The following is a 20,439-nucleotide window of genomic DNA, read 5'->3' as shown; positions in this document are numbered from 1 at the left end:
ATATTATGTGCCGTGGTTCCACGAGCACATATACTCTTTTTGACCGCAGGAGAGCTCATCGATCGTTGCGCCTACAGCCGCCAGTTTTAGCCGGGCAATATATTCATCAATCTCTGAAGGGATGTCGTGAACGCCCGCTGACAAATTTTTGCCGTTCTTTGCCATGTATTCGACGCCAAGCGCCTGGACTGCAAAACTCAGGTCCATGACTTCGATCGGGTGTCCCATTCCTTTCGGCGTCGCGAGATTGACCAGTCTTCCTTCTGCTAGGAGGTGGATCTTTTTGTCTCCAATGAGGTAGGTGTCGATTCCGTCGCGGTGTTCAACCGACGATGCATGAGTTTCGAGCCAGGGAATGGAGATCTCATTGTTGAAATGGCCGGCATTTGCGAGGATCGCTCCGGATTTTAACAGAGGGAAGTGATGGTCAGTAATGATATCGCAGTTTCCGGTCGTCGTGATGAAGAGATCGCCGACTTTTGCCGCGTCATTCATACTCATCACGTCAAAACCGTCGAAGTGTGCCTGAAGGGCCCGGCGAGGATCGACTTCCGTGACGATGACCCGTGCTCCAAGAGCGCGTGCTTTGGTGGCGACGCCTCTCCCGCAGTATCCGTATCCGGCAACAACAACGTGTTTTCCGGCAATCAGGACGTTTGTCGTCAGCATGATCGAGGCGAGAGCACTTTCGCCGGTTCCGTGAACATTGTCGAAGTAATGCTTCATCGGTGTGTCGTTCACCGATAAAACCGGAAACTCGAGTTTTCCTTCAGCCTGCATTGCCTTCAGCCGGTGGATACCCGTTGTTGTTTCTTCGCATGCCCCGATGATCTGCGGGAGCGCGTCTCTTCTGTCAAGATGAACTCTGTTGATCAGATCCATACCGTCATCGATGGTCAGGGTTGGTTTTGCATCCAGCACTTTATCGATCGCCGCATAATACTCCTCGGTATTGCAGCCTCTCTTCGCATAACAGGCGATGCCGCCTGCTGAAAGAGCCTCAGCCACGTCATCCTGTGTGGAAAGCGGATTGCAGCCGGTAATATACACCTCGGCCCCGCCTGCCTGAAGCGTTCTGACAAGACATGCCGTCTTTGCCTCAACATGCAGAGCCATTCCTATCCTTTGACCTTTGAGAGGTTTCTCCTCTTCAAAGCGTTTTTTGATCGCCGATAAGACCGGCATATACTGGGAAGCCCACTGTATTTTCAGTTCGCCCGAGCTTGTCATGCCTTATCTGTTGGTCTGCATGACTATTATTCATTGCCTGCGGCTCTGATTTCTGCGGAAAATATACAATTCATCAGAGAGCAAACTACTAACCACATGTATTCTGCTGGTTTGATCTTCGAAGGGGGCGGGATGCGCGGCGCCTATACGGCCGGGGTCATCGATGCGCTGATCGATAATAAACTGGAATTCAGCTCATGCTATGGTGTTTCATCCGGTGCCTGTCATTGTGCGAGCTATCTCTCCAAACAGCACGGGAGAGCCTACCGGACCATGACCGACTATATCGACGATAAACGATACTTCAGTTACTGGAATCTGCTTACCAAAGGAGATCTTATCGGTCCGGAAATGCTCTATCATACGATTCCTGAAGAGCTTGACCCGTTCGATTACGATGAATACAACAGATATCCGGGAAAATTTTTCAGCGTGGTGACAAACTGCGAAACGGGAGAGGCAGAGTATCTCCAGGTAAAGATCATGCAGGAGGATGTGGAGATGATTCATGCATCCAGCTCCCTCCCGATCCTTGCGAAAAAAGTCAAAGTCGGCGAGAACTATTACTTCGACGGTGGGATATCCGATTCAATTCCCATCGAACGCTCCATTGCCGACGGCAATACGAAAAACGTTCTCGTTCTGACACAGGCTGCAGGTTATCAAAAAAAGCCGGATAAAACCGTGCCTGTTTTGAGAATTGCCTACGCCAAGTATCCGAAGATGGTCGATATGGTTGCGACCCGCCATATCCGGTATAATGAAGCATTGAAAGTTGTAGACAGGGAAGAAAAAGCCGGCAGAGCATTTATTATTCGTCCACAAAAGCCGGTCGAGGTCTCCAGAATGGACTTCAACATGAAGAGAATCGCTCCATTCTATGAAGAAGGGTATCAGGAGACAGTGGACGTAATTGATGATCTGATCGCATTTCTGGAGAAGTGAGGCTTCATCCAATGTATTCTGCAGGCTTGATTTTCGAAGGGGGCGGAATGCGCGGCGCCTATACGACAGGGGTTATCGATGCATTTCTGGATAATGATCTGGAGTTTTCCCGTTGTTACGGCGTCTCGGTTGGGGCCTGCAATGCCGCATCGTTCCTCGCAAAACAGCGCAGAAGGGCATATCGGGTAACGACCGATTATATTGGAGATAAACGGTACTGTAGTCTTCGAAATCTTTTGACGACAGGAAATCTCTTCGGTCCGGAAATGCTCTATCATACCATTCCGGAAAAGCTTGATCCGTATGATTATGATACGTTTTCCAGATATGCTGGAATACTGTCTGTTGTCGTTACCAACTGTGAAACAGGCGAAGCTGAATATTTTCATCTGAAAAATATGCGTGAAGAGGTGAATGTTCTTCAGGCATCGAGTTCTCTCCCTCTCCTTGCAAAACCAGTTTTGATCAACGGAGCAGAATATCTTGACGGCGGGGTTGCTGATTCGATTCCTTTGCAGCGTTCTATCGATGACGGAAACGTCAAAAATGTTATTGTCTTAACACAGGACATCACCTATCGAAAAAAGCCGATGAAGATCGTTCCCCTTTTGAAAATCTTCTATAGAAAATATCCGCATCTTGTCGATCAGCTTGCGACGCGTCACCTCCGATATAATCAGACGCTGGATCTTCTGGCACAAGAGGAATCTGCCTGCCGGGCTTTTGTCCTCCGGCCCCAAAAACCGGTGAACATCGGCAGAGTCGAGACGAACAAAACAAAGCTCGCTGCTCTTTATGATGACGGATATCGGGATACAATTGCCAGAATGGATGATCTGAAAGCGTTTCTGGAAAAGTAATCCATTCTCCTTTTTCAAACAGGCTTTTCTCCAAAAAACACCAATCATATCCTATGGGACTTACCCGGCGAATCATTCCCTGTCTTGATCTGAAAGCAGGAAGGGTAGTAAAGGGCGTAAATTTTGAAGGGCTTCGCGATGCAGGTGATCCTGTCGAGCTCGCCTCACGATATAATGAACAGGGTGCCGATGAGGTCGTATTTCTGGATATTGCGGCCTCGAAGGACAATCGCGATACGATGATCGACGTGATCGGCCGGGCTGCCGATGAGCTGTTTCTTCCGTTGACGGTCGGCGGCGGGATTCGTACGGTCAAAGATATTCAGGATATTCTGCGTGCCGGCGCCGATAAGGTAAGTCTGAACACGTCTGCGGTAAAAACTCCTGACGTAATCAACGAAGGATCACATCTGTTCGGGAATCAATGTATCGTTCTTGCCGAAGATGTCCGGAGAAATTATGAGATGCGGGACGGCGTGACCCCGATCCATCTCGCAGACGGGAGAGTCTGCTGGTATGAAGTGGTCATCTACGGTGGCAGCCAGCGGACCGGCATCGATGCGGTCTCCTGGGCGCAGGAAGGTGTCAAAAGAGGTGCCGGCGAGATCCTTCTCACATCGATGGAAACAGACGGCGTCAAGACCGGTTTCGATTTGGAGATCACCGCAGCCATCTCGGAAAATGTCGATGTTCCGGTGATCGCATCCGGTGGGGTCGGGACCCTTGAACATTTTTACGACGGCTTTGTGAAAGGAAAAGCTGATGCATGCCTTGCGGCAAGTGTCTTCCATTACGGAGAGATGACGATCCGATCCGTGAAGGAGTATTTGGCTTCCCGGGGCGTTTTGGTCCGGTTGTAATGGGGTGGCAGACCGATTATCAGGCACGCGGGTCTCTGTGGGCAGGGGCATCCTATCTCCTGCCCGAGATCCCGGAAAATGCTCTTATCCTTGAGACCGGATGCGGCAATGGAAAGACGCTTCGTTCACTTGGCCAAAATGCGGTCGGAATCGATATTTCATCTGCCGCCGTCCAGCTTGCCGGCTCATCGGCTCTGGTTGGAGATGTCCGTTCTCTTCCGTTCAACGATTCTGTCTTTGATATCATTTTCTGCTGGCATGTTCTCGGTCATCTTTCATTTTCGGAAAGGAAAACAGCGGCAGAGGAGATGCTCCGCGTCCTAAAACCTGAGGGTGTGTTATATTTCAAAGATTTTTCCAGAAACGATTTCCGGTATGGAAAAGGGACCGAGATCGAGCCGTCGTCATTTCTGCGGGGCGACGGGATCGTTACGCATTATTTCGAACCTGAGGAACTCATCTCTCTTTTCGGTCCTTCCGATCTCTCCACAGTCTCATGGAATCTTCGGATAAAAGGCGTGAACAACCGCCGGGAAGAGATTCTCTTATCTCATAAAAAAACCAACAGTGAATAATTATGCCTGACCTTTTCCCTTCACTCAAATACCATGACGGACTCATCCCGGTGATCGTCCAGGATGCAAAGACCCTCCAGGTCCTCATGTTTGCTTTTGCGAATGAAGAGGCCGTTTCTCTGACCCGCTCAACCGGCTATGCCCACTACTTCAGCCGTTCGAGAAACAAACTCTGGAAAAAAGGCGAGGAGTCGGGCCACCTGCAAAAGATCGTCCGTATCTGTGTCGACTGCGATGAGGATTGTCTGTTGTATCTGGTTGAACAGACCGGGTGTGCCTGCCATGAAGGATACGCCAGTTGTTTTTTTAGAACGATGGAAGGCGAGGTGATTCTTCCAAGATTGAAGGATCCGGCAGATATCTACTCAAGGTGAATCATTTACTGCACCTTTTGGAACACTATACTAATATCCTATTGAAACCCCATAAATATTGGTTGAATATTTTATGATACTCGTACCTGATACCAGCGTCGTCATTGACGGCCGCGTTACCGCCCTGATCGAGAAAGGGGAATACCGTGACGCAACGATAATAATACCTGAAGCAGTCTTTGCCGAACTCGAGGCACAGGCGAATCAGGGCAGAGAGATAGGATTCTCCGGTCTTGCCGAGCTGCAGAAACTTTGTGTTCTAGCCAAACAGGGCAGGATCACTCTCCAATATGTCGGTGAAAGACCGAGACTGGAACAGGTCAAATTAGCTGGCGGCGGCGAGATCGATTCCATGATCCGGGCAGTCGCTATCGAACACGGCGCTACGTTCCTTACGAGTGACTATGTTCAGGCTGAGGTTGCAAGAGCGAAAGGACTCGAGGTCATCTATCTGAAGTCCGAAACAACGGACAACTTTGCTCCCCTTCAGATCGATGAGTTCTTTGACGAAAACACCTTTGCCGTGTACTTAAAAGAGCGTGTGGCTCCCTGCGCCCGCAAAGGTACGATCAAAGAATCCCGGCTTGTCCAGATCAGAGAGGCTCCGGCCACTGAATACGAGCTCCGTGCCATTGCTCAGGAATGCCTTGAGCGTGCCAAACGTCACCCTGACGGGTTTGTCGAGGTCGAGATGCCGGGGGTCACCGTATCCCAGATCGGCTCAATGCGGATCACAACGACCCGTCCGCCGTTTTCCGATGGAATCGAAGTAACGGTGGTCCGCCCTACACGCGAGGTCTCCTTTGAGTCCTATAATTATGCGGCGGCACTCAAGGACCGTCTTAAGGAAGGAGCAGGCGGTATGCTCATCGTTGGAACTCCTGGCTCCGGGAAATCCACGCTTGAACAGAACATCGCGATTTATCTCGGCAGTCAGAACTTCATCGTCAAGACGATCGAGTCTCCCCGCGATCTGATGGTCCCGGACAGTATTACGCAGTACACATCCCTTGACGGCAGTATCGCCGCCACCGGTGAAGTGCTGACTCTGCTTCGTCCGGATTATGTTATTTTTGACGAGATGCGCAGAAGCGAAGAACTTTCGGTCTTTGCCGATCTTCGTCTGTCCGGCATCAAAGTCATCGGCGGTCTGCACGCGAAATCGGCACTGGATGCAATGATCCGCCTTGCAAGCCTCGTCGATCTGAATCTGATCCCGCAGATCGTTGCTACGATGGTGTTTGTGAAGACAGGGGACATCTCTGAAATCTACAATGTCTCGACCGGATTCGGTGTCCCCAAAGCTCTTGAACAGATCGGCGACCCCCAGATCCGTCCGATCGTCAGGCTTACCAATATCATCACGCAGGAAACTGCCGCCGAAGCCTTCAGATATGAAGGAGAGGTCATGGTTACGCCAGCTGCGGGGCTCTCCAAAGTCAGTCCGGTTGTCATTCCAAAAGCCGCTCCCGCACCGACCCTGGCTCCTGTTGCCGAATCAAAAGCACCAGCCCCGGTTTCGACTGTTCCTGAGCAGTCCTCCCAAGAGGAGCGCTCGGCGCCGCCGGTTCACAGCATGCCGACCTTTGAGGTCACCGATGACAATCCGGCATGGGTCGTTTTGGAAAAGGAGATCCAGAATGAGATCCGCCGGTTTACCGAAGGCGATATCGTTGTCCGCATGATCACCGATACGAAAGCTGCTGTTTATATCGAAGATGCTGACGTTCCTGCGGCTATCGGCAAAGCCGGCAAAAACATCGCTGCCGTAGTCAGCAAAGTTGGTGTCGGGATCGATGTCCGTCCGCTAAGCGATCTACCGGGACGGGAGGTCCTCTTCAATGACGTCCCGGCGCCCGTCAGCGGGTCTGCCGGATTTAAGATCAAGAGCGAGAAGAAACAGTTATCCATCATCTGTCCGGATTATGCAGGTAAAATCGTAGACCTTTTCTCAGGAAAGGAGTACCTGTTTACTGCAACTGTTGATGATTACGGTGAAATTCATCTCGCACGAAACTCAAGTATCGCTATGGAAATGATACGGCGCTACGGTGCCGATGAGGAACTGAAGATCCGTCCCGTCGATTAACACAATAGGTGAAAACAACAATGGCAAATACCCTGGCAATGACCGAAATTGAACCGGAGATCCGCAACGAGTGGATACCGGCATTCGAATCAAATCCTGATGAAACGAAAGACAAGCTGTACGTAAACGTGGCATTCCCCTATCCGAGCGGCGCAATGCATGTGGGTCACGGGAGGACCTACATCATCCCCGACGTGGTTGCCCGCTTCTGGAGAATGCAGGGAAAACAGGTGCTTTTCCCGATGGCGTTCCATGTTACCGGGGCTCCGGTTCTCGGCATCGCAAAACGCATCGCGAATAAAGATCAAAAAACGCTCAAGCTCTACGGCGAACTCTACCGGGTCCCAAAGGAAACTCTTGCGAACTTCACCGACCCGATCACGATCGTGAATTACTTCGCTGATGAATATGAACGGGTGATGAAACAGCTCGGCCTTTCCATCGACTGGAGACGCCGGTTCACGACCATCATCCCCCAATACAGCAAATTCATCGAATGGCAGTACACGCATATCTACGGGCAGGGAAAAGTGCAGAAGGGAGAGTATCCGGTCAGATACTGTCCTGCATGTGATCAGCCTGTCGGTGATCATGATCTTCTTGAGGGCGAATCCGCTGAGATCATGCACTTTGTGTTTGTGATGTATCAGTTCGGCGAGTTCCAGATCCCGTGCGCCACCCTTCGTCCGGAGACCATCTTCGGCGTAACAAATCTCTGGGCAAATCCGGAAACCACGTATGTAAAAGCTGAAGTCGACGGTCAGAAATGGATCATCAGCACGGAAGCAGCGGAAAAACTCCGGATGCAGAAACACATCGTTGTAGAACTCTCGACGCTTCAGGGAACCGAACTCATCGACAAGACCGCAAAGAATCCCTATACCGGTGCCGATGTTCCGATCCTTCCCGCTTCCTTCGTAGACCCGGACATGGGATCCGGTCTTGTAATGAGCGTTCCGGCCCACGCGCCGTTCGATTATATCGCTCTTCGTGATCTTCAGGAAAAAGGAAAGTATACGGATATCAAAGCGATCCCTCTGGTCACCGTTCCAAACTTTGGAACGGTCCCGGCACAGGACATCGTCGAAAAGAACAAGATCCCCAACCAGGATGATCCGCGGATGGACGATCTCACGCAGGAGCTTTACACCGCCGAGTTCTCGAAAGGAAAACTCAACGATAACTGCGGTATCCATGCAGGAAAATCCGTTCGTCAGGCGCGTGAAGATGTGACCCGCGAGTTTACTGAAGAGCGCGGTTCGATCATTTTCCATGAGATGAGTCAGAAACGCGTGATCTGCCGCTGCGGCGGGCGCGTGTATGTCAAGATCCTGGACGATCAGTGGTTCCTGAACTACGGCGATCAGGCCTGGAAAGCTCAGGTCCACGAACAGCTGCCGAAGGTTGAACTTGTTCCGGCCGAAGTTCGCGCCGAGTTCGAGCGGACGATCGACTGGCTCAAAGAGTGGCCGTGTTCCCGCCGTGTCGGTCTCGGGACGCATGTTCCGTGGGATCCGAAGTGGCTGTTTGAACCCCTCTCGGACTCGACCGTCTATATGGCGTATTACACCATCGCCCATAAGATTTCCAGTATTCCGGCTGAAAAACTCATACCAGCGGTCTTTGACTATATCTTCCTTGGAATCGGTGACCCGGCAAACATGCCGGTCGACGAGGCCACCTTACATGAACTCCGTTCTGAGTTCCTGTACTGGTATCCGTATGATTACCGTTTCAGCGCCAAGGATCTGATCTCCAATCACCTGACCTTCCAGCTCTTCCACCACAAAGCGATCTTCCCGGACAACCTCCAGCCAAAAGGCATGGTCGTCTTCGGGATGGGATTACTGAACGGAATGAAGATGTCTTCTTCGAAAGGAAATGTTTTCCTCTTAGAAGATGCGGCAAACGAGTTCGGTGCAGATACCGTTCGTATGTTCCTTGTCGGTTCAGCCGAACCCTGGCAGGATTTCGACTGGAGAAACGAGCTCGTTCTCTCCGTCAAGAAACAGATCGAGCGGATGTGGCAGATCATTCTGGATTCCTCGGACGCGTCCGGGACCACTCCCATCGATGCATGGCTCGTATCCCGCATGCAGCAGCGGATCGCCGCTACGACGAAGTGTCTGTGTGCTTTCCAGACCAGACAGGCCCTGCAGGAAGCATACAATGGTGTTGTCTCGGACCTTGCGTGGTACCGCAGACGGCTTCCCGAAGGCTCGTCTGGCGGCGCTGTCCAGAAAGAGATAATGTCCGAGTGGATCCGTCTGATGGCCCCGGTCATCCCGTACACCGCCGAAAAACTCTGGAAGGAAACCGGTCACGAGGGGCTTGTCTCATTCGCAGCATGGCCTGTGGCTGATGAATCTAAGATCAACAAATCGGTCGAGATCTCCGAGTCTCTTATTCAGAGAACTCTTGAAGATATCCAGTCGATCCTGAAACTCGTTCAGATCGAGGCAGCCAAGGTCACGCTCTTCATCGCTCCGCAGTGGAAGCGTCATCTCTTCTCCATCGTTGCCGGTGCCGAGGATAAGAGAAACGTGATCAAGACGGTCATGGCTGACGAATCGCTCCGTGCAAAAGGAAAAGAGGCCACCGATGCTTCTCTCCAGACCGTTAAGCTGATCCACTCGCTTTCACCGGAACTGGTATCTGCGATCGCAGACGGCGTTGACGAGGAAGCTATCTTCCAGGCAGCATCTGCCTTCATTGAAAAGGAATGCAGACTCGTAGTCGAGATCGTCTCTGCAGAGGAAAGTACCCACCCGAAGGCAAAATCGGCGTTACCTTTCAAGCCGGCACTTGTTATCGAGTGAACCTTCACTCAAATCTTTTTTTTTGATTTTGTAAAGAGTTTGACTCGAAAAAATAGAGAAATTTTTTGTATTTTATTCTTCCTTCTCGGCTGCTTTCTTTGCCCGTTTGACCCGTTCCTTTGTGGTAAAACAGGTGACAAAATCAAGATAGGCTCTGAACTTTTTATTTGTGTCCAGAATAATTGGGTCTGCCTGTTCGTCCGGCATCGAAAGGATGGTCGCATCCGTTTCCGTATCCACCATCAAGGTCTTGTTTTTTTCTCCGGCCCATACTTCGAGGCGTGACATGCTTCCGTAGGAGATCATATAATGGCCGTCTTTTACCGTTGGTTTGACGCCGAAAATATCTGAAAACCCTGTTTTTATCCTTTCTTCGAGAGTGCTGGTGTTTCCGCGCTTTACTTCGTATTCCTGCATACCATATAGTATAGACGGCCCGTCTAAAATTAGTTGCTTTCCAGTGCAGCTTATTTGTTTGGTGCGTGAGGATGACATCGATTTCCTCTTCGACCGTATCCGAAGTATTATCCCTCTAAAATGAGACTAAAGAGTATGGAAAAAAGTTCAGAAGGCAGTGACAACGGCACACATTGTTTGATCAATGCCTTTCACGCAGGTGACGACCCTCTGGTTCGTGTCTCGGCAGAGATACCCTCCTCGAAAGAAACAATCCTCATTGCAGGTTTCCCGGGTTCCGGCCTTGTTGGAAGCATTGCAGTTCAATATCTGGTAGAGGCATTATCCTTCACCCATATCGGAAATATTGCGAGCCCGCTTCTTCCTGCGGTCTCTCTCGCGACCGCCGGGCTTGCCCAGGCCCCTCTTCGTCTTTATGAGAAAGGGCGGCTGCTCGTTGTTCTCTCTGACGTCCCTGTCTCTGATGAAGGCTCGTGTACGATTCCCTCCAGAATCCTCGAATGGCTATGTGCCAGAACTGTAGTTACGGAGATCATTTTGATCGGCGGTGTGGTTACCGGCGGGGATGGAGAACGCGTCTTCGGCGTTGCAACAACCAACGAAGGCATTGAAAAAATCAAATCCTCCTGTCAGATCCTCCCTGCTCTCAATATCACCGGAATTACCGGCGGATTTCTGACGGAAGCCTGTCTGAGGAATATTCCTGCCACCGGTTTTCTTGTTGAAACAAACTTTGATGTCGATCCGCGGGCTTCTGCAGCCGGTCTTTCCGTAATCAGTTCTATCTACGGCCTCGCGCTTGATACCGAGCCGCTCATTGCCCAGGCCGATTCCATTGAACCCATGCTCCAGAAACTTGCCGAGGACGTGAAAAAGAGCGATGTCCCTCCTACTGCGTTTGATGAAGACATAATGTACGGGTAATTCATTTCCCGTTTCATTTATCTCTGTGTTGATTGAAAAAGATGTGATTTTCCTTCGTTGGTTTAGGAAGGGTTTATCTTTGTGAAAAACGAATAGGTTAAGGCGTTACCAGCGTGGGCTTGTGGCTTAGCCAGGATATAGCGTCGGGCTTCTAACCCGAATGTCGGGGGTTCGAATCCCTCCAGGCCCGTATAACGTTTTTTTTGGATTTTTGACCAACATCTTTATATGATTATAAATCTATTTATTTTTGTAAGACAGTTTACGGAGGTGAACTGCCAAAAAACGTGAAAAAGCTGCAAGGGTTGGATTCAACTTCAGGAATGAAGTGAAAAGATCGATGTTTGAATAATTCTCTTTTGTAATCTTGGTAATCCTTTATCACGTTAATTCGCATACATTATTGTATCCATGTCTTCAGAGGATACGTTCCCGGACCGCTTTTTATCGATCAACGCTTTACTTGATACCGCAGAGGGGTATCTTCATGAGGGAAATACGGATGCTGCGCTCGCTTCGCTTGAAACGGCCGTGTCTCTTCTTTGTGACGTTGGGTCGGACACTTTGTCTGAAATCCCTCAAGCCGATATTGATGTTCTGGACGGCCGTCTTGCCGTGGTCCTGCGGCGGGTTGCGGAGAGTGCCGGTTTTCTGCCGGAAAACTTCGAACCGATCCTCGCAATTACGGGCGTTCCCGTCTCTCTTGGCGAGGAGTTTTCTGAAAAATCCGCTTCTTCTCTCTCGGCAGAGGAGATCGTTGAGATCCTGCAGACAATCTACACTGCGCCTGATGAGATCTCCAAGGATACGGAAAATGATATTTCTCTCCTGAAGGCCCTGACAGATGTTCTTGTTGGGCAGAAAACAGTCTCTGAAGTTATATTTTCAGAAGACGGAGCGTATGATATGTTTGCTTCTGCTGCGGCGCCCTATCTCATCACCGGCGCTGCATATCTCTACGGGGATGAGGGGCAGTCGGAGGAAAAAATTCCGGAAATGCTGGATGGTCCAATCAAACGCCTTTTCAGACTGCTGTTCTCTCTTTTGACCTCTGCCTTCATGTCGGCTCTTCTCCTTCTTCTCGTCAAAAGGATTCTTGCTGCACGAAAGATGAGGCCGGGAATCGTTGATAATGCAGCTTTTGCAGCTTCGCTTGTCTCTCTCACGGCTGCTAACCTCCCGCTGCTCCTTGAAGGCATAAGGGCCGCTGTTCATGAACTGCAGGGTCTGCGTGAGCTGATTACAGCTTCGTAACGACCGTTACGATATCATTATCCTCAACCACATGTTTCAGACCTACTTTGGCTGCGTCATGTTTGACTGAGGTTCCCCAGATTTTTGCGTAACGGAACTGATCGACGAAATCCCGGTGGAGCCGGTGGCAGATATCCTCGATCGTGCTGCCTTTGCGCATGATCATCGGCTCTTCCATGTCCGCCTCTTCGCCGTATGGCTTCATGTAGATTCTGACGAACCCGAGGTGCTCGTAGATCGCATCCTGAAGTTCTTCAATATGATAGCCTTTGTGAGCTGAGATCATGATGGGGTCGACGCCGTATTTCTCGCGCATATGTTCCTCGACCTCTTTGCGCTGGGCATCGCTGATAAGATCGACTTTGTTGATGGCAATGAATGCAGGGATGTAAATCCTGTTTCCCTGCATCGCATCCACCAGATCATCCTGCGTCACGTTGCTTCCGCGGATCAGAACATCGGCGTTCATGATTTTATTTTCACCAAGAATGGCGCGGACCTCTTCAAGTCCAAGTTTTACGGCCCCGACTCTGTTCAGCCTGATACCTCCTCCACCGGTTCTTTTGATGGTGATATCCGGTTTAGGTTTGTTGATCCGAATGCCGGAGTCGTAAAGTTCGCGCATCAGCACGTCCACATGCACGGCATTGAATACATCTCCAAGGATTACGATAAGGTCGGCGGTTCGAACGACCGCAATAACTTCCTTTCCTCTGCCTTTGCCCATTGCAGCGCCGGCGATCAGTCCGGGAATATCGAGGATCTGGATCTTTGCGCCTTTGTACTCCATCAGGCCCGGAACGACGGTAAGAGTGGTGAACGCATATGAGCCGGTTTCACTCTGCGCGCCGGTAAGTTTGTTCAAAAGCGTGGACTTACCAACAGACGGGAATCCGACAAGAACGATTGTCCCGTCTCCGGATTTCTTTACCGAAAATCCCTCTCCCCCGCCTACGGACTTGATTGCCCGCATGACCATGTCGTCTTTTATTTTTGCGAGTTTCGCTTTCAGACGCCCGATGTGCTGCGAGGTAGCTTTGTTGTATTTGGTATTTTTTATCTCGTCCTCAATTGCACGAATATCTTCTTCGAGTCCCATAGTGTCTATATTTATTGGTAGTGGGATATGATGAAGATATGCAGACGTATAATCCCCTTCTTCCCTTATCAGTTCTATCCAACTTCGTCACCTATAAATATTCCTGCTGTCAATCTTATTACGCACTTTTGTCTGCTGATATAGTGTAGTGGCCAATCATGCCGGCCTCTCACGCCGGCGACTGGGGTTCGAATCCCCATATCAGCACTGTTTATCAATACTTGAATCTCTTTTACTTCTTCCTTTCATTTATCAAAGTTGAATTTTTCGCGCTTCACCATTATCAGAATGCCTGTTCATTGGGCGCGCTCATCTCTTTTTCCCGAGCCTTTGGACGATAATTATGCGTAGATCTTTATTTAGTTCCACGGCGGGCTCGCATTGAATTATTTGTACAGTAATGTATATATATGTACAACAGACAACAATTGTTGTGAATTATGCAAACAATCAATACGAATCGGATGGTGATGCCGGTGGAATGGAAACTGGTATAATCGGGGACTCTGGTCAAAATGCGGTATTTCCCACAAAAGAGGAATTACCGGCGCTCAAAAAGACCTTAACGGCCAATACGCTGATCCCCGTTTATACGACTTTTACCGACTCGGGAATCTCGCCTGCATCTGCCTATGAGGCACTCAGAGGAGAATACGGTTTTCTCCTCGAATCGATAGAAGGAAATGAACATAATGCACGATACTCGGTCCTTGGGACCGGCCTTCTGATGCATCTAACTGCAGATCCGGGAATCAGCATTTCCGGAAAATACATTCCCGCGAAGGGAATCGAAGGCCGGGATGTGTCTGCGGACTCGCTCAATGAACTATTACGCTGTATCGAGTATCAAAGTCCTGATATTCCCGGATACGCCGGAGGTCTTGCCGGATACTTCTCGTATGATCTGGCCCTTCAAACCCTAAGCGTCCCCGGCATCAAAGAAAAACCGCGGGATTTCCCTCTTGCCGAGTTCATGATGCCGGAAGAGTATGTTGTATTCGATCATGTGCGTGGAACGATCACCATTCTCAGATTTTTATTCGGGATGGATTCAAAAGACATCGATTCCGCATACGCCGAGGCCCTTCGTCAGATCTCCGCAGCGAAAAAGACTCTCTGCGGATTAGCATCATTTGAAGAGAAATTTCCGTGCGAAAAAATGGGTAAGGCCGAATCAACATATACATCCGGCATATCAAAAAACGGGTTCGAAGATCTCGTGAGAACCGCAAAAGAGTATATTCTCAACGGGGATATCTTCCAGGTTGTCATCTCAAAACAATGCGCTGTCCCTTATGAAAGCGATCCCTTTAGGCTATATCGGCAGATGAGGAAACTGAACCCGAGTCCCTATCTGTATTTCATGGACTTCTCCGACAAACAGGTCATCGGAGCAAGTCCCGAGATGCTGATCAAAGTGGAAGGGCGGCAGGTCACCTCGGTTCCAATCGCCGGGACCAGAAAGCGCGGGAAGGATGCAAAAGAGGATATCGAACTGGAAAGGGAACTCTTAGCTGATAAAAAAGAGTGCGCCGAGCATCTGATGCTCGTTGATCTTTCGAGAAATGATATCGGCCGCGTCTCCAAATACGGAAGCGTTCGGGTGACTGACTTCATGTCGGTTGAAAAATTCTCCCATGTTCAGCACATCGTATCGACCGTTGAGGGCATCCTTTCGGATGATCAGACCTCCTTCGATGCCTTCATGTCGTGTTTTCCTGCTGGAACCGTCTCCGGGGCACCGAAAATTCGCGCTATGCAGATCATAAATGAACTTGAACCGACATCCCGCGGCCCGTATGCCGGCGCCGTCGGCTATATCGGATTTAATGGAAATCTGGATCTTGCGATCCTTATCCGGACCGTCGTGGTAAAAGACAAAACTGCGTATTTCCAGTCCGGAGCCGGCATCGTTGCGGATTCCAATCCTGCATCTGAATTCATCGAGTCGGAAAACAAGGCCGCAAGCATGAAGGCAGCAATTGAATCGGCGGGTGAAATCGCATGAACGTTCTGGTAATCGACTGTTACGACAGTTTCACCTACAATCTCTGTCAGCAGATAGGATATCTCGGGGGAAAACCGATCGTGGTTAAAAATGACCGACCAAACGATCTCCCGGATGCGTCGGAATTTGACCGGATCGTTCTTTCTCCGGGTCCAGGAAAACCGGAGGACTCCGCCCTCTGTCTGGATATCCTGGAAACTTATTCAGAAGAGATCCCCACTCTCGGGATTTGCCTTGGGCACCAGGCGATATGCCACTTCTTTGGAGGAAAAGTCATTCGGACCGGAAAACCGGTACACGGCATGACCTCCGAGATTCTGCATGACGGGACCGGCCTCTTTGCCGGGGTCGAAAATCCATTCAAAGCGACACGGTATCACTCGCTTGCCGCTGAAGAATCGTCCCTTCCCTCCTGTCTGTCGGTTTCGGCACGAAGCAAAGAAGACGGGATGATCATGGCAGTTTCCCACAAAAAGTATCCGGTGTTCGGGCTCCAGTTCCATCCAGAAAGCCTCCTCACAGAATCGGGTGACAAAATCATGAAAAATTTCCTGAATACAGGAGTGATCCGATGATCGCAGAATGCATTAAAAAAGTAGCATCACATTCTGATCTGAGCGTTTACGAGGCAAAAGGGGCGATGCAGGATATCATGTCAGGAAACGCTACCGATGGTCAGATCGGCGCATTCCTTACAGCCCTTGTAATGAAAGGGGAGACAAGTTCCGAGATCGCCGCTTTTGCATCCGTGATGCGGGAGAACGCCGTCCAAATAACTCCGAAAAGAAACGGTATGCTTGTCGATACATGCGGCACCGGAGGCGATGGAAAAAACACCTTCAACATCAGTACGGCAGCGGCTTTTACTGCGGCCGGTGCTGGAGTGACTGTCGTCAAGCATGGAAACCGGGGAGCGACCAGCAAATGCGGATCCGCTGATGTTCTGGAAGCCCTCGGGATAAAAATCGATATTTCGCCGGAAAGGGTCTGTGAAATCATCGATGAAAACGGCATAGGGTTTATGTTTGCCCAAAGCCATCATCCTGCTATGAAGTATGCGGGCAAGGTGAGAAAGGAGATCGGTATCCGCAGCTTCTTCAATCTTATCGGTCCCCTCTCGAATCCTGCAGGAGCCGATGCACAGCTGCTTGGGGTCTATGACTCTCCCCTCACGGAAAAGATCGCCGAAGTTCTCAATATTTTGGGTACGAAAAGAGCAATGGTTGTCCATGGTGATGGATATGATGAGATAACAACGACTGGTATTACTCAGGTTTCCGAGGTGAACGACGGGCAGGTCAGGAGTTATTCCTTGGATCCGTCATCCTTCGGGTTCCAAAAAGCCGATGCCGCCTCCCTCTTCGGTGGAGATTCTCAGTACAATGCACACATAATCAGATCGGTTCTTTCGGGAGATGAAGGTCCGAGACGGGATATCGTCATCCTCAATGCCGCAGCTGCAATCTATCTTGGAGAGAGGGCAGGGAGTATCGCGGATGGGATCAAATATGCGGAAAAATCCATCGATTCGGGCCTTGCGCTCGAGAAACTGGAGAATCTGATTCTCCTTTCTGGAGGCAAAAATGATTCTTGATGACATTTGTGCCCGCTCAAGAGAAAGGGCAGCACTGCTCGACCCCTCTATAAGGAAAACCTCCGAAGAGACAACCTATGTTCCGCAAAGCCTCATCAAATCCGTGAAAAACTGCCAGGGCCGGAAAAATGCGGTTATCGCTGAGATCAAATACAAAACTCCCTCGGACAAAACCCTTGACTCGAGGAGGGATCCGGCGAACCTCTCCCGTCTGTATGAATCGGGCGGGGCATGTGCTGTTTCCGTTCTGACTGAACCTTTCTACTTCTCCGGAAGTGCGGAAAATCTCACCAAAGCAAAATCCGGGACCCGGCTTCCGATCCTTAGAAAGGATTTCATCGTCGATGAAAAACAGATCTACGAAACCTACGTCATGCAGGCCGATTCAGTGCTTCTGATAGCCGATGTTCTGCAGGACCGGCTTGAAGAGTTCATCCTTCTTTGCCAGTCTCTGCATCTCGAACCTCTGGTCGAGGTCAGGAACCGGGAAGATGCGGAAAATGCCGTAAAATCCGGGGCACTGCTGACCGGCATCAATAACCGGAATCTCCATGACATGTCGGTCGATACGAAAACAACAGAAGAACTCTCATGCCTTCTTCGGGATGCGGGTCTTACTGTGATCTCCGAGAGCGGCATCAAAACACCTGAGGATGTCCTTGGTCTGAAAAATTTATGTGACGGTTTTCTCATTGGAACCTCTCTCATGAAGTCTGCAGATCCGCAAAAAACTTTGGAGGCATTCGTATGCGTGTAAAAATCTGCGGGATCACCACGGTAAGGGATGCGTTAATCGCGGAAGAAGAGGGTGCCGACGCGATTGGAATCGTCGTCTGTTCGGATTCCAAACGTTCGGTTCCGGTCAGCCGGGCAAGAGAGATATTCGCCGCCCTTCGTCCAAACACCGAGAAGATCTGCGTTACCAATACAGACAGTCAAAGCGATCTGGAACTCATCCTCTCCCTCAAACCGACCGCCATTCAGATTCCCCAAAATCTGAAAGTCCCGGCAGGTGTTGGAACAAAAATTTACCGTGTGGCGTCGGGAGAGGCCAGCATCTCCGAGAAATGCGATGCGGTTGTAATCGATCAGAGCTGCGGCCGGGGAATCGTGTATGACCGGAGTTATGCCCAAAAAGTAGTTGAAAAGTCGGCGGTTCCCGTTATACTTGCCGGCGGCCTGACGCCCGACAACGTCGGCGATGCCATACGGGATCTTCGTCTGTATGCCGTCGACGTCTCATCCGGCGTTGAAAAATCAAAGGGAATCAAAGACAGAAAAAAGATGCGTGAATTTATAGAAATTTGCAGGAGACCAGCAGTATGAAAGAAAAAACAGGATATTATGGAGAGTTCGGCGGAAGATTCGTCCCCGAAACACTCATGGCGGCTCTCTACGAGCTGGACAGCGCGTACCACAGATTAAAAGACGACCCGGGGTTCAAGGCTGAACTCAACTCGTATCTGACGGAGTTTGCCGGACGCGAGACGCCCCTTACGTTCTGCAGGAATATGTCTGAGTACTGCGGGTGTAAGGTCTATCTCAAGCGCGAGGATCTTGTTCACGGCGGGGCGCATAAACTCAATAACACCCTTGGGCAGGCTCTTCTCGCAAAAGCAATGGGTAAAAAACGCCTGATCGCAGAGACCGGGGCCGGACAACACGGCGTTGCAACGGCAATTGCCGGAGCGGCTCTCAATCTGCCGGTCGAAGTGTTCATGGGCGAGGAAGACTGCGAGAGACAGAAACTGAACGTATTTAGAATGGAACTCATGGGGGCGAAGGTCCATCCTGTCAGTTCCGGGACGAAGACACTGAAGGATGCAACCAACGAGGCCTTGCGCGAATGGGCAAAGACCGTTGACTACACCCACTATCTGATTGGATCGGTTGTGGGTCCCCACCCCTTCCCCATGATCGTCAGGGACTTCCAGTCGGTCATCGGTGAGGAAACAAGACGTCAGTGTCTTGAGAAAGAAGGAAGACTCCCGGACACGCTTGTTGCCTGCGTCGGCGGTGGCTCGAATGCGATAGGAATGTTTTACCCGATGCTGAACGACGACGTCCGGATGGTCGGCGTGGAAGCAGGAGGGCGTGCCCTCACTCCCGGAAATAACGGTGCAACGCTGAACACCGGCAGTCCAGGGATTCTGCACGGGGCTCTTTCCTATCTTATCCAGAATGATGACGGACAGGTCGGCGTGACGCATTCCATCTCGGCTGGACTCGACTACCCCGGGGTCGGGCCTGAACACAGCATGCTGAAAGATTTGAATCGTGTCGAGTATTCCTACGTGATGGATGACGAGGTCCTTGAGGCCTTCTCCTATCTTTCACGGACGGAAGGTATCATTCCAGCTCTCGAATCGGCCCATGCGGTATCGTATGTTCTCAAAAACAGGGATTCTTTCGACCGCGATGATATCGTGGTCATATGCTTATCCGGAAGAGGGGATAAGGATGTCTCGTCGGTTTCAAAGATGTTTGGAGGTGAGGAGTAATGCCGGCAAAATCCGGAAAAGAGAGGGTTTTTGCAGCGTTTGCAAAACCCGGTTTCGTCGGATACACCGTTGCCGGCGATCCAAATATGTCTGATTCGATTGAGATCGCGAAAGCCTTGATCGACGGAGGCTGCGATGTTTTGGAATTGGGAGTTCCCTTTTCCGATCCCGTTGCCGACGGAGGTGTGATCCAGAGCGCTGATAATCGGGCGATTAATGCAGGCATTACAACCGGAGGTGTATTTGAGATCGTGAAAGCGGTTCGAAGTTACTCGGATGTTCCGATCGTATTTCTTGTCTACTGCAATATCGTGTTCCGCCGCGGTATCGACCGATTCTATGATGAAGCAAAAGAGGCTGGCGTCGACGGGATTTTGATTGTTGATATGCCGCCGGAAGAAATCGAGCCTGCCCTGAAAGCTTCAGAGCGGACCGGGCTCGCACAGATTTTCCTAGTGACGCAGACGACCTCGGACGAGCGGCTTGATATGATCGTTTCGCTCGCTTCCGGCTTCATCTATCTGGTCTCTTCCCTTGGGGTCACCGGAAAGCGTGCTGAGATTTCGGAAAATGCCTTCCCGCTTCTTGACCGTGTCAAGGCACGGACCGAGACGCCCGTCGCCGTCGGGTTTGGGATCTCAGAGCCGGCACATGCTGCTGAGATCGTCCGCCATGGTGCGGACGGGGTTATTGTCGGCAGCGCGATTGTTGGAAGGATCGAGGATCATCTCGGGGATAAAGAAGGAATGCTTGCAGAACTTAAGGCATATGTCCGGAGCATGAAGAATTCTGTTGACGATGAAGCGAAGAAACGCGGGATTTGAGATTCAGTTTACCAAAATCTCAGTTGGAACCCCCACTTATTTTTATTTTTGTATGACCAACAGAAT

The 20,439-nt window shown here is 50.5% G+C and carries 19 protein-coding genes and 2 tRNA genes; 18 read left to right on the top strand and 3 right to left on the bottom strand.

Annotation, left to right across the window (positions count from 1 at the left end; translation table 11 throughout):
- Positions 1-3: 3 nt before the first annotated feature.
- Entirely contained in the window at positions 4-1,230 is a 1,227-nt protein-coding gene (locus tag MLAB_RS07480) for an adenosylhomocysteinase (RefSeq protein ID WP_011833780.1), read from the bottom strand.
- 96 nt (positions 1,231-1,326) lie between these two features.
- Between MLAB_RS07480 and MLAB_RS07475 the strand changes: the two genes are divergently transcribed.
- The 7 genes from MLAB_RS07475 to leuS all read left to right on the top strand — a co-directional run bounded on the left by MLAB_RS07475 (position 1,327) and on the right by leuS (position 9,752).
- The gene (locus MLAB_RS07475; RefSeq protein ID WP_048062100.1) at positions 1,327-2,175 is read left to right on the top strand and encodes a patatin-like phospholipase family protein; all 849 of its coding nucleotides are present in this window, start codon (positions 1,327-1,329) and stop codon (positions 2,173-2,175) included.
- A gap of 11 nt (positions 2,176-2,186) precedes the next feature.
- Positions 2,187-3,035: a patatin-like phospholipase family protein gene (locus MLAB_RS07470; protein WP_011833778.1), complete on the top strand. Its 849-nt coding sequence runs from the start codon at positions 2,187-2,189 to the stop codon at positions 3,033-3,035.
- A 53-nt stretch (positions 3,036-3,088) separates the two neighbouring features.
- A complete protein-coding gene (hisF, locus tag MLAB_RS07465; protein WP_011833777.1) occupies positions 3,089-3,895 on the top strand; it encodes an imidazole glycerol phosphate synthase subunit HisF in 807 nt (268 codons plus the stop codon).
- A complete protein-coding gene (locus tag MLAB_RS07460) occupies positions 3,895-4,470 on the top strand; it encodes a class I SAM-dependent methyltransferase (RefSeq protein ID WP_011833776.1) in 576 nt (191 codons plus the stop codon). The genes hisF and MLAB_RS07460 overlap by 1 nt, the downstream gene beginning before the upstream one ends.
- A 2-nt stretch (positions 4,471-4,472) precedes the next feature.
- Positions 4,473-4,844 (top strand): phosphoribosyl-AMP cyclohydrolase, encoded by a 372-nt coding sequence (gene hisI / locus MLAB_RS07455; RefSeq protein WP_011833775.1) that lies wholly within the window; start codon positions 4,473-4,475, stop codon positions 4,842-4,844.
- Positions 4,845-4,917: 73 nt separating this feature from the next.
- Entirely contained in the window at positions 4,918-6,933 is a 2,016-nt protein-coding gene (locus MLAB_RS07450) for a PINc/VapC family ATPase (RefSeq protein WP_011833774.1), read from the top strand.
- Between the two features lie 20 nt (positions 6,934-6,953).
- Entirely contained in the window at positions 6,954-9,752 is a 2,799-nt protein-coding gene (gene leuS / locus MLAB_RS07445; protein WP_011833773.1) for a leucine--tRNA ligase, read from the top strand.
- A 72-nt stretch (positions 9,753-9,824) separates the two neighbouring features.
- Here the strand turns inward: leuS and MLAB_RS07440 are convergent, their stop codons facing one another.
- Positions 9,825-10,169, bottom strand: a complete 345-nt coding sequence (locus tag MLAB_RS07440) for a DUF5611 family protein (RefSeq protein WP_048062099.1) — start codon at positions 10,167-10,169, stop codon at positions 9,825-9,827.
- A gap of 135 nt (positions 10,170-10,304) precedes the next feature.
- On the opposite strand from MLAB_RS07440, the gene MLAB_RS07435 reads away from it, so the two are divergent.
- The 3 genes from MLAB_RS07435 to MLAB_RS07425 all read left to right on the top strand — a co-directional run bounded on the left by MLAB_RS07435 (position 10,305) and on the right by MLAB_RS07425 (position 12,347).
- Positions 10,305-11,093, top strand: a complete 789-nt coding sequence (locus tag MLAB_RS07435; RefSeq protein ID WP_052288995.1) for a proteasome assembly chaperone family protein — start codon at positions 10,305-10,307, stop codon at positions 11,091-11,093.
- Between the two features lie 115 nt (positions 11,094-11,208).
- Positions 11,209-11,283, top strand: a tRNA-Arg gene (locus MLAB_RS07430).
- 221 nt (positions 11,284-11,504) lie between these two features.
- Positions 11,505-12,347, top strand: a complete 843-nt coding sequence (locus MLAB_RS07425; protein WP_011833770.1) for a hypothetical protein — start codon at positions 11,505-11,507, stop codon at positions 12,345-12,347.
- Here the strand turns inward: MLAB_RS07425 and MLAB_RS07420 are convergent.
- Entirely contained in the window at positions 12,334-13,446 is a 1,113-nt protein-coding gene (locus MLAB_RS07420) for an OBG GTPase family GTP-binding protein (protein ID WP_011833769.1), read from the bottom strand. The two genes, MLAB_RS07425 and MLAB_RS07420, sit on opposite strands and share 14 nt — an antisense overlap.
- A gap of 134 nt (positions 13,447-13,580) precedes the next feature.
- Between MLAB_RS07420 and MLAB_RS07415 the strand changes: the two genes are divergently transcribed.
- The 8 genes from MLAB_RS07415 to trpA all read left to right on the top strand — a co-directional run bounded on the left by MLAB_RS07415 (position 13,581) and on the right by trpA (position 20,373).
- Positions 13,581-13,653 (top strand) — tRNA-Glu (locus tag MLAB_RS07415).
- A 274-nt stretch (positions 13,654-13,927) separates the two neighbouring features.
- Positions 13,928-15,454, top strand: a complete 1,527-nt coding sequence (locus MLAB_RS07410) for an anthranilate synthase component I family protein (protein ID WP_011833768.1) — start codon at positions 13,928-13,930, stop codon at positions 15,452-15,454.
- On the top strand, positions 15,451-16,029 hold the full coding sequence (locus MLAB_RS07405; RefSeq protein ID WP_011833767.1) for an anthranilate synthase component II: 579 nt from the start codon (positions 15,451-15,453) through the stop codon (positions 16,027-16,029). Before MLAB_RS07410 ends, MLAB_RS07405 begins: the two co-directional genes overlap by 4 nt.
- Positions 16,026-17,048 carry an anthranilate phosphoribosyltransferase gene (gene trpD, locus MLAB_RS07400; protein ID WP_011833766.1) on the top strand — a complete coding sequence of 341 codons (1,023 nt, stop codon included), beginning with the start codon at positions 16,026-16,028 and terminating at the stop codon, positions 17,046-17,048. The genes MLAB_RS07405 and trpD overlap by 4 nt, the downstream gene beginning before the upstream one ends.
- Positions 17,038-17,805 carry an indole-3-glycerol phosphate synthase TrpC gene (locus MLAB_RS07395; protein WP_011833765.1) on the top strand — a complete coding sequence of 256 codons (768 nt, stop codon included), beginning with the start codon at positions 17,038-17,040 and terminating at the stop codon, positions 17,803-17,805. Before trpD ends, MLAB_RS07395 begins: the two co-directional genes overlap by 11 nt.
- A complete protein-coding gene (locus tag MLAB_RS07390; protein ID WP_011833764.1) occupies positions 17,796-18,374 on the top strand; it encodes a phosphoribosylanthranilate isomerase in 579 nt (192 codons plus the stop codon). Before MLAB_RS07395 ends, MLAB_RS07390 begins: the two co-directional genes overlap by 10 nt.
- Positions 18,371-19,549, top strand: a complete 1,179-nt coding sequence (trpB, locus tag MLAB_RS07385) for a tryptophan synthase subunit beta (protein ID WP_011833763.1) — start codon at positions 18,371-18,373, stop codon at positions 19,547-19,549. The genes MLAB_RS07390 and trpB overlap by 4 nt, the downstream gene beginning before the upstream one ends.
- Complete coding sequence (gene trpA / locus MLAB_RS07380) at positions 19,549-20,373, top strand: tryptophan synthase subunit alpha (protein ID WP_011833762.1); 825 nt, start codon at positions 19,549-19,551, stop codon at positions 20,371-20,373. The genes trpB and trpA overlap by 1 nt, the downstream gene beginning before the upstream one ends.
- The last annotated feature ends 66 nt before the right edge of the window (positions 20,374-20,439 follow it).

It is taken from the genome of Methanocorpusculum labreanum Z, assembly GCF_000015765.1.
GTDB classification, from domain to species: Archaea; Halobacteriota; Methanomicrobia; order Methanomicrobiales; family Methanocorpusculaceae; genus Methanocorpusculum; species Methanocorpusculum labreanum.
This window is presented reverse-complemented; position numbering and strand designations above follow the sequence as displayed.

What these genes read in the sequence shown, in the direction of transcription:
- MLAB_RS07480 (WP_011833780.1), bottom strand. Translation starts at nt 1,230, where the DNA reads ATGACAAGCTCGGGCGAACTGAAAATACAGTGGGCTTCCCAGTATATG.
- MLAB_RS07475 (WP_048062100.1), top strand. Translation starts at nt 1,327, where the DNA reads ATGTATTCTGCTGGTTTGATCTTCGAAGGGGGCGGGATGCGCGGCGCC.
- MLAB_RS07470 (WP_011833778.1), top strand. Translation starts at nt 2,187, where the DNA reads ATGTATTCTGCAGGCTTGATTTTCGAAGGGGGCGGAATGCGCGGCGCC.
- hisF (WP_011833777.1), top strand. Translation starts at nt 3,089, where the DNA reads ATGGGACTTACCCGGCGAATCATTCCCTGTCTTGATCTGAAAGCAGGA.
- MLAB_RS07460 (WP_011833776.1), top strand. Translation starts at nt 3,895, where the DNA reads ATGGGGTGGCAGACCGATTATCAGGCACGCGGGTCTCTGTGGGCAGGG.
- hisI (WP_011833775.1), top strand. Translation starts at nt 4,473, where the DNA reads ATGCCTGACCTTTTCCCTTCACTCAAATACCATGACGGACTCATCCCG.
- MLAB_RS07450 (WP_011833774.1), top strand. Translation starts at nt 4,918, where the DNA reads ATGATACTCGTACCTGATACCAGCGTCGTCATTGACGGCCGCGTTACC.
- leuS (WP_011833773.1), top strand. Translation starts at nt 6,954, where the DNA reads ATGGCAAATACCCTGGCAATGACCGAAATTGAACCGGAGATCCGCAAC.
- MLAB_RS07440 (WP_048062099.1), bottom strand. Translation starts at nt 10,169, where the DNA reads ATGCAGGAATACGAAGTAAAGCGCGGAAACACCAGCACTCTCGAAGAA.
- MLAB_RS07435 (WP_052288995.1), top strand. Translation starts at nt 10,305, where the DNA reads ATGGAAAAAAGTTCAGAAGGCAGTGACAACGGCACACATTGTTTGATC.
- MLAB_RS07425 (WP_011833770.1), top strand. Translation starts at nt 11,505, where the DNA reads ATGTCTTCAGAGGATACGTTCCCGGACCGCTTTTTATCGATCAACGCT.
- MLAB_RS07420 (WP_011833769.1), bottom strand. Translation starts at nt 13,446, where the DNA reads ATGGGACTCGAAGAAGATATTCGTGCAATTGAGGACGAGATAAAAAAT.
- MLAB_RS07410 (WP_011833768.1), top strand. Translation starts at nt 13,928, where the DNA reads ATGGAAACTGGTATAATCGGGGACTCTGGTCAAAATGCGGTATTTCCC.
- MLAB_RS07405 (WP_011833767.1), top strand. Translation starts at nt 15,451, where the DNA reads ATGAACGTTCTGGTAATCGACTGTTACGACAGTTTCACCTACAATCTC.
- trpD (WP_011833766.1), top strand. Translation starts at nt 16,026, where the DNA reads ATGATCGCAGAATGCATTAAAAAAGTAGCATCACATTCTGATCTGAGC.
- MLAB_RS07395 (WP_011833765.1), top strand. Translation starts at nt 17,038, where the DNA reads ATGATTCTTGATGACATTTGTGCCCGCTCAAGAGAAAGGGCAGCACTG.
- MLAB_RS07390 (WP_011833764.1), top strand. Translation starts at nt 17,796, where the DNA reads ATGCGTGTAAAAATCTGCGGGATCACCACGGTAAGGGATGCGTTAATC.
- trpB (WP_011833763.1), top strand. Translation starts at nt 18,371, where the DNA reads ATGAAAGAAAAAACAGGATATTATGGAGAGTTCGGCGGAAGATTCGTC.
- trpA (WP_011833762.1), top strand. Translation starts at nt 19,549, where the DNA reads ATGCCGGCAAAATCCGGAAAAGAGAGGGTTTTTGCAGCGTTTGCAAAA.